Origin of the sequence: Paraburkholderia caffeinilytica (genome assembly GCF_046030355.1) — a bacterium.
GTDB classification, from domain to species: domain Bacteria; phylum Pseudomonadota; class Gammaproteobacteria; order Burkholderiales; family Burkholderiaceae; genus Paraburkholderia; species Paraburkholderia caffeinilytica_B.
On the sequence record NZ_JAQQCQ010000001.1, the window covers coordinates 177,801 to 190,157 of the forward strand.

Below are 12,357 nucleotides of genomic sequence, written 5' to 3' on the forward strand. Positions count from 1 at the left end.
CTTCGTTGATATAACGGCCTGCGCGCCTGACTTGCCAGCCTTACAGCGCGCAACCGCGGCTCCCCGCCGGCGCCACGCAGCGCCTGTCACGGCGTGAATTCCGCCCGCGGCCGCCGGGCGGTTAAACCTGTATTGTGCCTGAAAACGGAACCGCTCCACTAAAATGGGGGCGACTTCCGAAATAAACAGATCGAAATTTCCTTCCAGGCTGCTTAACCTTTCAGCGTTTGCTCCAGCACGTGCAGTTCGTGGTTCAGCTGCGCGTCCGTGCCACGCTCGGCGGCGATCTTGCGCACTGCGTGCAGCACGGTGGTGTGGTCGCGCCCGCCAAACAGCTCGCCGATTTCCGGCAAACTCTTCTGCGTCAGCTCCTTCGCCAGATACATCGCGATCTGCCGCGGCCGCGCAATGTTCGCCGGACGCTTCTTCGAATACATGTCCGCAACCTTGATGCTGTAGAAGTCAGCCGTGGTCTTCTGGATGTTTTCCACCGAAATCTGCCGGTTTTGCACCGTCAACAGGTCTTTTAGCGCTTCTTTCGTCACTTCAATCGTGATTTCGCGGCCGTGGAACTTTGAGTACGCGAGGATCTTGCGCAGCGCGCCTTCCAGTTCACGGACGTTCGAGCGCAGATGCTTGGCGACGAAGAACGCGACGTCTTCATTCAGGCTCACGAACTCGGATTGCGCCTTGCGCATCAGAATCGCGACGCGCATTTCCAGCTCGGGCGGCTCGATCGCCACGGTCAAGCCAGAGTCGAAGCGCGAGATCAGGCGGTCGTCGATACCGGAGATCTCCTTCGGATACGTGTCGCTGGTGATGATCACCTGCGCCTTGTTCGCAACCAGCGCCTCGAACGCGTAGAAGAATTCCTCTTGTGTGCGCGACTTGCCTGAGAAAAATTGAATATCGTCGATCAGCAGCAGGTCGAGCGAGTGGTAGTAGCGTTTGAAATCGTCGAACGCCTTGCGCTGGTAGGCCTTCACCACGTCGGACACATACTGTTCCGCGTGGATGTAGCGAATCCGGGCGCCGGCCTTGTCCATGAGAAGCTGGTTGCCGATCGCGTGGATCAGGTGGGTCTTGCCCAGACCCACGCCGCCATATAGGAACAGCGGGTTGTACGAGATGCCGGGATTGTCCGCGACCTGAATCGCCGCGGCGCGCGCCAACTGGTTGGCCTTACCGGTCACGAAATTGTCGAAGGTCAGCACGGGGTTGAGCTTCGAGCGCTCGTACATCGAGTCGTTCTCGCCGTTGCCGTTCGAACTGGCGCTTTGGCCTGGACGCCATGTACGGCGGGCGGCCGCGGCTTCGTTCGCGTCGAGGCTGGGGAGATCGAGGTCGGCGGCATCGTCAGCCGCCGCGCGTGCGCTTGCGTTGTGGTCAGCCGCTGCGCGTGCATTCGCGTTGAGGGTCGCCATCGCACTGTTCGCGCCATTGGCGCGCGCGGCCTGTGCCGATTGCACGGCGCCAACAGCGGCGTCCACTGCGGCACCGCCGCCGTTTGCACCCGACGGCGAATGGCCAGCGCCCATCGAACCCGGCGCGGAAGACGGACGCGACGGGGCCGGCGACGAAGTCGCCGCCGGCGCGCGCATGCCGGCTTTGGGGTCCAACACAAATTGCACGTCGACTGGCGTCTGCCAGAAGTCGCGTGCCATATCGGAAATGCGGCCGGAGAACTGGCTCTTGACCCAGTCGAGCTTGAAGCGGTTCGGCGCAGCGATGCTAAGCGTGTTCGCAGCGGCGTCGAAGGCGACCGGGGCCAACGGTTTGATCCACGTCACGTACTGCTGGGGCGTTAGCTCGCGCTCCAGCAATGCGGAACAGTGTTGCCAGAAATCGTTCATCGAGTTGCTGTCGTTATGGTGTGCACGGCGGTTCGCCGCTGCCCCTGTCGCACATACGCAACAAGGCCCTGAGCAGCCAGGCCGAACCAGGCGTAATGGCTCCAGGCGCTTGTGCCACAAGGGTTTGCGGGGCAAGCGAGCCGGAGCGGCGTGCAGAATTTTTGGGAAGTAAGGCGAGATTCTAACGCCAAAACGTTGGCGAAAGGGAGTTATCCACAGGGACGGATCATCTTGTGAACTCTTCCTGGGGACAGGCTGAACCAGGCTAAACTATTGACGGTCAACGAAAAACCGGTTTAAATAGCGGGTTCCGCGAAAACCAATTCAGTAAACCTCCGGCCATTGCGCTTTCAGCGATGATCGCGCGGTTATTTTTCGATCAAGTGAGAGCAACATGAAACGTACTTACCAACCTTCCGTTACCCGTCGCAAGCGCACCCACGGCTTTCGCGTTCGCATGAAGACCGCAGGTGGCCGCAAGGTCATCAACGCACGTCGCGCGAAGGGCCGCAAGCGCCTCGCCATCTAAGGTTGGCGAGCGGATTGCGCGCTCCGTCTGTGGCTGGCAATGCCCGCGGCGAAGCGGGAGCGGCAGGGGCGCCGCAACTGGGCTCGGTTCCGTTGCGAGCGCAAGCCGCCTTCCCCAAAGCCGCAAGGCTACTGAAAACGGATGAATTTTCATCCGTTTTTCGTTTGCGCCCGTGGCGCCGCACCGCGCACTTCGTGGTGTACGGCCGGCCCACCGGCAACGACGCTCGCTTGGGTCTCGTGATCGGCAAGAAGTATGCGCCGCGCGCGGCCACGCGTAATCTGGTACGCCGACTCGCGCGTGAAGCCTTTCGGCTGCGTCGCGCGGAATTCGGCGGTTGGGATGTGCTGCTGCGTCTGCACACGCGCTTCGACAAGAAGGCTTTACCGAGCGCTTCGTCGCCGCCGTTGAGGGCGCTGTGCCGCAGCGAGATAGAGGCGCTGCTCGACAAGGCAGCGCGCGAAATTATCCGTCGCGAGGCGCCGCCCGCGGAAGCGCCCAAGACGGAATGACGCTCAAGTGAGTACCCGCTTCGCAGCTATCCGGTTCGCCGGGATAGCTACGGCAGCCAAGCTGCGCGGGCCTCACCCGGTACTCCACATTGCGCGGCGCCGTCCGGCCGCACCAGCCATGCAAACGGTACTCATCGCTTTACTGCGGTTTTACAAAGTTGCTGTGAGCCCCATGCTCGGCAACCGGTGCCGTTTTTACCCTTCCTGCTCTGATTACGCGCGCGAAGCAATCCAGTATCATGGCGCCGCGCGCGGGACTTATCTCGCCGCCAGGCGTATTTGCCGCTGCCACCCGTTTTCCGCGGGCGGCATCGATCTCGTCCCGCCTCCCACTTCTGAAAAGCGCTGACGCGCCGTTCCATCGACACTGAGACAACGCATGGATATCAAACGCACCGTCCTATGGGTCATCTTTTTCATGTCAGCGGTCATGCTGTTCGACAACTGGCAACGCGACCACGGACGCCCGTCGATGTTCTTCCCGAGCGCCAACCCGACCAAGACCGTCGGTAGCGCCGCACCGGGAACCACGACGCCGGGAACCCAATCCGCCGATCTGCCGGCCACCAACACAGCAGCGCCGGGCACCGCGCCGGCTGCCGCGGCCCAAGGCCAACTGATCAGCTTCAGCACCGACGTCTATAACGGCGAGATCGACACCCGCGGCGGCACGCTGTCGAAGTTGTCGCTCGTCAAGCAAGGCGACGGCAAGCAGCCCGATCTGGTCATCACGCTGTTCGACCGCACCGCGAACCATACGTATCTGGCGCGCACCGGTCTGCTCGGCGGTGATTTCCCGAACCACACCGACATCTTCACGCCGGTGCCGAACCAGCCGCACGATCTGACGGGCGACGCCAAGTCGTTCCAGCTCAGCCTCGAGTCGGCGGTGAAGGGTGGCGTGAAGGTCATCAAGACCTACACGTTCACGCGCGGCAGCTATGTGATCGGCGTCGACACGAAGATCGAGAACGTCGGCACCGCGCCGGTCACGCCGTCGGTCTATATGGAACTGGTGCGTGACGACACGCCGGTGGAAACGCCGCGCTTCTCGCACACGTTCATCGGACCGGCTGTCTACACCGACCAGCACCACTTCCAGAAGATGACGTTCAGCGACATCGACAAGAACAAGGAAGACTTCGTCAATTCGGCCGACAACGGCTGGATCGCGATGGTGCAGCATTATTTCGCGTCGGCGTGGATTCCGCAGCAAGGCGCGAAGCGCGATATCTATGTCGAGAAGATCGATCCGACGCTGTATCGCGTCGGCGTGAAGCAACCGGTGGCGGCCATCGCCCCGGGACAATCGGTTGACGTCTCTGCACGCCTGTTCGCCGGTCCGGAAGAAGAGCGCATGCTCGAAGGCATCGCGCCGGGTCTGGAACTGGTGAAGGACTACGGCTGGGTGACGATCATCGCGAAGCCGCTGTTCTGGCTGCTCGAAAAGATCCACAGCTATGTCGGCAACTGGGGCTGGTCGATCGTGCTGCTCACGCTGCTGATCAAGGCCGTGTTCTTCCCGCTGTCGGCAGCGAGCTACAAGTCGATGGCGCGCATGAAGGCGATTACGCCGCGCATGCAAGCGCTGCGTGAACGCTTCAAGGGCGATCCGCAGAAGATGAACTCGGCGCTGATGGAGCTGTACAAGACCGAGAAGGTCAATCCGTTCGGCGGCTGTCTGCCGGTCGTGATTCAGATTCCGGTGTTCATCTCGCTGTACTGGGTGCTGCTGTCGTCGGTTGAAATGCGCGGCGCGCCGTGGATTCTCTGGATTCACGATCTGTCGCAACAGGATCCGTTCTTCATCCTGCCGGTGCTGATGGCCGTCTCGATGTTCCTGCAGACCAAGCTGAACCCGACGCCGCCGGACCCGGTTCAAGCCAAGATGATGATGTTCATGCCGATCGCGTTCTCGGTCATGTTCTTCTTCTTCCCAGCCGGTCTGGTGCTGTACTACGTCGTGAACAACGTGCTGTCGATCGCCCAGCAGTACTACATCACGCGGATGATGGGTCAGTCGAAGGCGAAAGCGGCCTGATAGATGTCTTGCCTGAAGCGGGTTGACGGTAGCGCCCGCTGACAGGCAAAAACAGAAGCTGGTTATAAAAAAGCCGCCCGGTTTGCGCCGGGTGGCTTTTTTTATACCTCGGTGGACGAACCCTTATCTTTCGATGCCGATGCCGATGCCGATGCGTCCTCAGGCGCGGCGTCGGTTTCCTGTTGCGTGCCGCCGTCAAATTCCGTCATCAGTTCTTCCACCAGATTGCGCTGCCTCGGCGACAAACCCACAAAGCGGTTAGCCATCTTCGTTACCAGCTCGATCGTTTCCGGCGTCATCGGATATTTCTCGCCACGGCCAAGTGGTTTCGCCTTACCGGATGGCGTCGGCCCGTAGTGGAGCCAGTGAACGTCCTTTTGCAGCCACGTCGCTAAAACCTGCAACTTATCGCGCTTTGGAATCGTCGTACCCGCGAGCCATTTGTGCGCGGTTTGTGGTGAGACGGCAGGGCCATTGCTATAAAGCAGGTTGAATTCCCTGGCCAAATCGGTCCCACCCTTAATATCTTTGGGGAGTGAGTCTTTCAGCCGTTTGGCGAAAGCTGCTTTTTCTTTGGAGGTCGGCATGGGCCCGATTGTGCAATTCGGCGCATAATCAGTGGACAACCAGTTGCGCAATTTTATTGCTTAAATAAGCTATTTTTAGCCTGAAATCGCCACCGAATAACGTGTTTCACGATTTTGTCGAACACCGTCTTTTCCTTGTGCAGTGTGCGTTTTAGGCATTCTGATGCGTCGATCAGTCGCAAGTTCGTCTTAGGCTATCTTAGCTTGTGCGAGATAAATCCTTATTTGTCTTATGAGGAATGGGGCGACATTAGGAGTCGGATGCCAATCCAGAGCGAGAGGACGCCCGCGTTACAATGCCCGGCGCCCACTCATGCGCATTCAATCTCTTCTGACAACCCGTTCTCATGCTCGCCACCGATTCCGATCCGATCGTCGCCATTGCCACCGCACCCGGTCGAGGCGGGATCGGGGTCGTGCGGATTTCGTTTGGCCGCGCCGGGGAAGCCGCCGCACAGCCGCTGATGCAAGCACTCACGGGGCAGGCACTTGCGCCACGTCACGCGAGTTATGTGCCGTTCCTCGATGACGCCGGCAGTGCGCTCGACCGCGGCATCGCGCTGTACTTTCCCGCGCCGCACTCCTATACCGGCGAGCATGTGCTCGAACTCCAAGGTCACGGCGGTCCGGTCGTGCTGCAACTGGTACTGCAGCGTTGCATCGACGCCGGCCGTGCGTTCGGTCTGCGGCTGGCGGAGCCGGGCGAATTCACGCGGCGCGCGTTTCTCAATGACAAGCTGGATCTGGCACAAGCAGAAGCCGTCGCCGATCTGATCGAGGCCAGCACCGAGGCAGCCGCACGCTCGGCGGGCCGCTCGCTCGACGGTGCGTTTTCGCGCGACATCCACGCGCTGGTCGAAGAAGTCATCACGCTGCGGATGCTGGTCGAAGCCACGCTCGATTTCCCGGAAGAAGAAATCGACTTTCTCGAAGCCGCCGACGCCCGCGGCAAGCTCGCGCGGATTCGCGAGCGCCTCGCGCACGTGCTGAGCGAAGCGCGTCAAGGCGCATTGCTGCGTGAGGGTTTGTCGGTGGTGCTGGCGGGACAGCCGAACGTCGGCAAGTCGTCGCTGCTGAACGCGCTCGCCGGCGCGGAATTGGCCATTGTCACGCCAATCGCCGGCACGACACGCGACAAGGTCGCGCAGACCATCCAGATTGAAGGCATTCCGCTGCATGTGATCGACACCGCCGGCCTGCGCGATACCGAAGACGAGGTGGAAAAGATCGGCATTGCGCGCACATGGAACGAGATCGAACGTGCGGACGTCGTCCTGCATCTGCTCGACGCACGCATCGGCATGACCGCCGAAGACGAAACGATCGCGTCGCGCTTCCCGAGCGGTGTGCCGGTGGTGCGCGTGCTGAACAAGACGGATCTGACCGGCCTCGCGCCGACCGTAACGCCGCTCGACGCGGATCTCGAACTCAGCGAAGTGCGGCTGTCGGCGAAACAGGGCGATGGTGTCGCGTTGCTGCGTGAGGAATTGCTGCGCATCGCCGGCTGGCAGGCCGGCGCGGAGAGCGTCTACCTCGCGCGCGAGCGGCATCTGATTGCGCTGCGCGCGGCGCAGGAGCATCTGGCGACGGCTGCAGCGCATGCCGATCAGAATTCTCAGGCGCTCGATCTGTTCGCTGAAGAGCTGCGTCTCGCGCAGGATCAACTGAACTCGATTACCGGCGAATTCAGCTCGGACGATTTGCTTGGGGTGATTTTCAGCCGGTTTTGTATCGGCAAGTAGATCGAGTTCGCAGTTATCGGGCAGAAAGGCTTATTTAAAAGGCCTCACACGGCCTTTCACCACAGTCCTCTGAGCCTGTGCCAGGCCTCATCTGTTAACCTAAAACACCGCATTCCTTTGGTACACAAAGAACAACCGGTTTAAAATCCCCGCTGTCCGTGTATCAACCGATCCGCCATGCCAAAACTAGCCGTCCCCCTTACCGAATCGCAGATCCGTGCGCTTGAACCACGCGCCACCCGATATTGCGTCGCAGACGGCAACGGCCTCGTCATCGAAATCATGACAACCGGCACCAAGGTCTGGCGCTTCCGCTATACGCTGAACGGCAAGCGTCAGCCGCTGGCCACGATCGGCGACTACCGGATGATTTCGCTGCGAGTCGCACGCGCCAAGGCGCAGAGGTACGCGGAGATGGTCGCGAGCGGCATCTCGCCGGTGGCCACCGCGCGGCGCGACCGCGGCGCGGAAAGCAAAGCAGAGGTGCTGCGCGAAGGCGCCGAGCTTTATCTCGCAACGGAGATGGCCGGCAAGTCGGCCGAGTATCAGCGCACCACGCGGCGCGCGCTCGAAAAGGACGTCCTCCCCGCCATCGGCGCCAAGCCGATCAAAGCGGTGACGGACGACGACATCCGCGCGATATGCGACCAGATCAAAAGCCGCGGCTCGCCCAAGATGGCGCTGCACACGCGCAACGCCGTCAAGCGGCTCTATGAGTACCTGATCGCCCGGCAACTCGCCACGACCAATCCGGCAGAACTCATCCCCGCACGCTTCATCGCGACGCCGGACAGCCGCACCCGCGTGCTCGATCCTGACGAGATAGGCGCCACGCTCCGGGCGATCTACGCCTCGAACATTAGACGCCCACTGAAACTGGCTTTGCATCTGCTGGTGCTGACAATGGTGCGGAAATCGGACCTCGTCGAAGCGGCCTGGTCCGAATTCAATCTCGACGCCGCGCGATGGACGATCCCGGCTGAACGCATGAATAAGGACCGTAAGCATGTGGTGCATCTCCCGCATCAGGCGGTCACCCTGCTCCGCGAGCTTCAGGACACGAAAACCAGCCGGAATTTCGTATTCCCCAGCGTCCGGGGTGACGATCGGCCGATCGCGAAGAGCACGCTCAATCAAGCCGTCAAATCGCTCGGACTCGACGTGGAGCATTTCGTCCTGCACGATTTTCGACGCACTGCCGCGACCCACCTACGCGAGATGGGACAGCCCGTGGACGCCATTGAGATCGCGCTGGCGCATACCGTCAAAGACGCTCCGGGCGGAGAGCATCACGCTGGGCATGCCACGGAACGGCGCCAGGCGCTCCAACTGTGGGCGGATTTCGTCGATGCCCAGATCGACGCCGGCCGACAAGGTGTGACCGGCTAAGAGCAGCAGATGCGATAAACGCGATGGGGGTCGGGCTGGTTGCCACGACGCGCCTTGGCATTGGCATTGGCATTGGCATTGGCATTGGCATTGGCATTGGCATTGGCATTGGCATTGGCATTGGCATTGGCCACCAATGCATCTGATGGTACACAAATGAAGCAGAACCACAGACAAGCCATTGTCTTAAAAAATAAAAATACTTTCTTCATTAGGTTCTCAATCGTCTCATCTTACGCCCCGCAAGCCCATTCACGTCAATCCCGCCGCGCCACCGGCCAACCCTTCACCGCGTCCTTTTTTCCCGCCGTTCATCGCCTAAACTAGAACATCGATGCACGTCGGGACGGAGGCGTCATGTCTGAATCGTTAATGGCTTATTTGCTGGGACCTTTGGTGATGCTGGTGGTCGGCGTGGCGATCTGGGCGGCGTCCCACTATCACGAAAAGACGAAGCCGGAGCGCCTCGAGCGCTGGCTCGATACGCATTATGCGGAGTGGCTGCATCACAAGCACTGAGCAGAGATACCCAACAAGACAAGGCCGTCGCATCCTGCGACGGCCTTTTTCTCTGTAGCACGCGAGCATCGAAGCTGCGCGTGCCAGTTGACATCATTACCAGCCCTGCTGCTGAGGCTGCTGCGGATACCCATATTGTGCGGGCGGTGGCGCACCGCACGCGACGTACGCACGCTGGTACTGGTCATAGCAGTATCCCGGCGGCGGCCCCGCATACACGGGCGCCGGCTGATACACCGGCTGCGCATAAACCGGCTGCTGGTAAGCGACCACAGGCGCCGGATTCAGCACGGATGTCACCACCGCACCCAGCACGGCGCCACCGATCAGCGCACCGACCACATCGCCGCCATTGCCATGCGCTGACGCTTGACCCGCCACGCTCAGGCTCCCCACCATCAACAACGCCACCGCAATCTTTTTCATGTTTCGCTCCCGCCGTTCAGGCATGGAACAGATTGTGTGGGGTACGCACGGAAATAGATGCTGCAGTTGGTAACCGGCCATTACCGATGTAACGTCGCGCGAGCAAGGCAGCTACGACCTCGCAAGGAGTGGCGTAGGAAATCCGCTCTTTCCGGCGAGGAATGCGCTGACGCTCTGTCATCTCCGCCCGATCGCCGAGACAGGGTCCGCTGTATAGAATCACAGCGCAACTCAGGAAGGTTAACAAAGCCTATAGCTGCCTTCCTGCGCAACGGATTAGGAGGTCACGATGACGAATCACAGCTTTGACAAAATCAAGCAGGTCAACGAAGTGAATGCCGAATTCTGGTCGGCGCGAGAACTTCAGCCGCTTCTTGAATACGCGACATGGGACAAATTCAAGCGTGTCATCGAAAAGGCAAGCGAGGCGTGCGAGCGCTCAGGCCATCGCGTCGATGACCATTTTTCCCAAGTGGGAAAAATGGTCATCCTGGGTTCGGGCGCCCAGCGTACCGTCGAGGATTTCCGGCTTTCCCGCTACGCATGCTACCTGGTCGTCCAGAACGGTGATCCATCGAAACCCGTCATCGCAAACGGCCAGACCTACTTTGCCCTTCAGACACGGCGCCAGGAACTCGGCGACGAAAAAGCGTTTGCCGGCATAGTGGAAGATCAGCGCAGACTGATGCTGCGCGGCGAGCTCACTCACCACAACAAAAAATTAACCTTTTCCGCGCGACACAAACCGAAGAAAAACTCCGGCGTGATGGTGTGCACGGCAAGCAGCAAGCCAATCAGACGCACTTCGAAGTTGGCGGCAAAGTCCGCGACACGATCCGGGAGCTAGGCGGAACCATGCCCGAAGCGTTGCCGACACCCAAAACAAGCATTCGGCACCTTGCAAGGGAAAGCAAAAAACCGGAGGGCTAAATCACCGAGCGCTTTCGTCCGCACCAGCCGTTCAGGAACGAGAGCAGCCCCCCATTCCCACGATCAATGTAAAATTCGCCGCATGACCCGTCGGACAAATCCGACGACCCATAAAGCTTTCCGATCCTTCGACCCTGAGACCTGTAAGTCGACCTCGGGCGTCGAGCCGAAGCCAAAAAAAGTTAAGGGGCGTGCGCGTGAAACAATGGACCATCCGGCAACGGATTCTGTGCAGCTTCGGGATCGTGCTGATCGTGATGCTGGCAATGGCAATTGTCACTTTCGAGCAACTCGGCGGCATCGACCGCGACGCGAAGAGTCAGCAGGAAGACTCAATGCCCGGCCTCTACTACGCGACCGCGATGCGCGCGGCCTGGTTCGAGAACTACACCGTCACGCAGCGTCTCATCTATGTCGACGAGGACCCCGACGCCATCAAGCGCGACACCGCCCGCTTGCAGGAGACTGAGCAAATACTCCAGAAGCTCCTCGGCGACTACGGCGCGACCATCTTCCGCGACAACGATCGCGAGTCCTTCAATGACTTCCGCCAGCAACACGCGCAGTACCTGCCGATCCAGGCATCCCTGTTGAACACCTTGCCGAGTTCGAAAGAAAACGCCGCGCGCATCTTTAATACGCAACTCACGTCGATCTGGGAAACCGGTCGCGTCTCGGTGCGCAAGCTGGTCGACAACAACAAGGCCGACGCCGACAAAGCCGCCGAAAACATCCGCAGTTCGGTCGAGGCGACGCGCGTCGTGCTGCTCGTGATGCTGCTGATCGCCGCCGCCGCCGCTGCATTGGCCGGTTACTGGCTGCTGCGCGCGGTCACCACGCCGATGGCGAAGGTGCTGCAAGTCGTCGACGTCATGCGCACGGGCGACCTCACGCAGCGTCTGCAACTGAACCGCGCGGATGAAATCGGCGCGCTGGAAGCGGGCTTCAACCGCATGACCGACGAGCTCACCGCGCTGGTCGGCCAGGCGCAGAAGTCGGCGGTTCAGGTCACCACGTCGGTGACGGAGATCGCCGCGACCTCGCGTGAACAGCAGGCCACCGCGAACGAAACCGCGGCGACCACCACCGAGATCGGCGCTACGTCGCGCGAAATCTTCGCAACCTCGCGCGACCTGCTGCGCACCATGAACGAAGTCTCCGAAGTCGCCGGCCAGTCGGCGGCGCTCGCCGGCACCGGCCACGCCGGTCTCGCGCGCATGGAAGACACCATGCGCCTCGTGATGGAAGCGGCCGGCTCAGTCAATGCAAAGCTCGCGATCCTCAACGAGAAGGCCAGCAACATCAACCAGGTGGTCGCCACCATCACCAAGGTCGCGGACCAGACCAACCTGCTCTCGCTGAATGCGGCGATCGAAGCAGAAAAGGCCGGCGAATACGGCCGCGGCTTCGCGGTCGTGGCGACCGAGATTCGCCGTCTCGCGGATCAAACGGCCGTGGCGACCTACGACATCGAACAGATGGTCAAGGAGATCCAGTCGGCGGTGGCAGCCGGCGTGATGGGCATGGACAAGTTCTCCGAAGAAGTGCGGCGCGGCATGCTCGACGTGCAGAACGTGGGCGGTCATCTCACGCAGATCATCCAGCAGGTGCAGCAACTCGCCCCACGCTTCTCGATGGTCAACGAGGGCATGCAGACGCAAGCCACCGGCGCCGAGCAGATTACCCAGGCGCTGACGCAGCTCTCGGAGGCCGCGCAGCAGACGGCGGAATCGCTGCGCCAGTCGACCCAGGCCATCGACGATCTGACGCACGTCGCCAATAGCTTGCGCACCGGCGTATCGCGCTTCAAGGTGGTGGCCTGACGCGCC

13 protein-coding genes and 1 pseudogene are annotated in these 12,357 nt (G+C 60.9%); 10 read left to right on the plus strand and 4 right to left on the minus strand.

Annotated features, from left to right (window positions below):
* Positions 1–212: 212 nt before the first annotated feature.
* On the minus strand, positions 213–1,853 hold the full coding sequence (dnaA, locus tag PQQ95_RS00760) for a chromosomal replication initiator protein DnaA (RefSeq protein WP_408433717.1): 1,641 nt from the start codon (positions 1,851–1,853) through the stop codon (positions 213–215).
* Positions 1,854–2,247: 394 nt separating this feature from the next.
* Here dnaA and rpmH point away from each other — a divergent pair, with 394 nt between their 5' ends.
* The 4 genes from rpmH (at position 2,248) to yidC (ending at position 4,935) form a co-directional block, all read left to right on the plus strand.
* Complete coding sequence (rpmH, locus tag PQQ95_RS00765; protein WP_004198824.1) at positions 2,248–2,382, plus strand: 50S ribosomal protein L34; 135 nt, start codon at positions 2,248–2,250, stop codon at positions 2,380–2,382.
* Between the two features lie 14 nt (positions 2,383–2,396).
* Entirely contained in the window at positions 2,397–2,894 is a 498-nt protein-coding gene (rnpA, locus tag PQQ95_RS00770; RefSeq protein WP_408433720.1) for a ribonuclease P protein component, read from the plus strand.
* A 118-nt stretch (positions 2,895–3,012) separates the two neighbouring features.
* The gene (gene yidD / locus PQQ95_RS00775; RefSeq protein ID WP_007180115.1) at positions 3,013–3,243 is read left to right on the plus strand and encodes a membrane protein insertion efficiency factor YidD; all 231 of its coding nucleotides are present in this window, start codon (positions 3,013–3,015) and stop codon (positions 3,241–3,243) included.
* Positions 3,244–3,273: 30 nt separating this feature from the next.
* A complete protein-coding gene (yidC, locus tag PQQ95_RS00780) occupies positions 3,274–4,935 on the plus strand; it encodes a membrane protein insertase YidC (RefSeq protein ID WP_408433723.1) in 1,662 nt (553 codons plus the stop codon).
* Positions 4,936–5,111: 176 nt separating this feature from the next.
* Here the strand turns inward: yidC and PQQ95_RS00785 are convergent.
* Positions 5,112–5,522: pseudogene (locus PQQ95_RS00785) on the minus strand (transcriptional regulator); the annotation flags it as partial.
* A 347-nt stretch (positions 5,523–5,869) separates the two neighbouring features.
* Here PQQ95_RS00785 and mnmE point away from each other — a divergent pair.
* Both mnmE and PQQ95_RS00795 read left to right on the plus strand, forming a co-directional pair.
* Complete coding sequence (mnmE, locus tag PQQ95_RS00790; RefSeq protein ID WP_408433725.1) at positions 5,870–7,264, plus strand: tRNA uridine-5-carboxymethylaminomethyl(34) synthesis GTPase MnmE; 1,395 nt, start codon at positions 5,870–5,872, stop codon at positions 7,262–7,264.
* Positions 7,265–7,441: 177 nt separating this feature from the next.
* Positions 7,442–8,653 carry a tyrosine-type recombinase/integrase gene (locus tag PQQ95_RS00795; RefSeq protein ID WP_408433728.1) on the plus strand — a complete coding sequence of 404 codons (1,212 nt, stop codon included), beginning with the start codon at positions 7,442–7,444 and terminating at the stop codon, positions 8,651–8,653.
* Here the strand turns inward: PQQ95_RS00795 and PQQ95_RS00800 are convergent.
* Positions 8,650–8,865: a hypothetical protein gene (locus tag PQQ95_RS00800; RefSeq protein ID WP_408433731.1), complete on the minus strand. Its 216-nt coding sequence runs from the start codon at positions 8,863–8,865 to the stop codon at positions 8,650–8,652. The two genes, PQQ95_RS00795 and PQQ95_RS00800, sit on opposite strands and share 4 nt — an antisense overlap.
* Positions 8,866–9,010: 145 nt before the next feature.
* Between PQQ95_RS00800 and PQQ95_RS00805 the strand changes: the two genes are divergently transcribed.
* Positions 9,011–9,172: a hypothetical protein gene (locus PQQ95_RS00805; protein ID WP_408433733.1), complete on the plus strand. Its 162-nt coding sequence runs from the start codon at positions 9,011–9,013 to the stop codon at positions 9,170–9,172.
* A 96-nt stretch (positions 9,173–9,268) separates the two neighbouring features.
* On the opposite strand, the gene PQQ95_RS00810 is transcribed toward PQQ95_RS00805, so the two are convergent.
* Positions 9,269–9,598 carry an ecotin precursor gene (locus tag PQQ95_RS00810; RefSeq protein ID WP_408433736.1) on the minus strand — a complete coding sequence of 110 codons (330 nt, stop codon included), beginning with the start codon at positions 9,596–9,598 and terminating at the stop codon, positions 9,269–9,271.
* A gap of 289 nt (positions 9,599–9,887) precedes the next feature.
* Between PQQ95_RS00810 and PQQ95_RS00815 the strand changes: the two genes are divergently transcribed.
* From PQQ95_RS00815 to PQQ95_RS00820, 3 genes are all read left to right on the plus strand, one after another.
* Positions 9,888–10,445: a BRO family protein gene (locus PQQ95_RS00815; RefSeq protein WP_408433739.1), complete on the plus strand. Its 558-nt coding sequence runs from the start codon at positions 9,888–9,890 to the stop codon at positions 10,443–10,445.
* Positions 10,370–10,528, plus strand: a complete 159-nt coding sequence (locus PQQ95_RS36615; protein ID WP_494471473.1) for a hypothetical protein — start codon at positions 10,370–10,372, stop codon at positions 10,526–10,528. The genes PQQ95_RS00815 and PQQ95_RS36615 overlap by 76 nt, the downstream gene beginning before the upstream one ends.
* Positions 10,529–10,725: 197 nt before the next feature.
* Positions 10,726–12,351, plus strand: a complete 1,626-nt coding sequence (locus tag PQQ95_RS00820; RefSeq protein ID WP_408433741.1) for a methyl-accepting chemotaxis protein — start codon at positions 10,726–10,728, stop codon at positions 12,349–12,351.
* Positions 12,352–12,357: the final 6 nt, after the last annotated feature.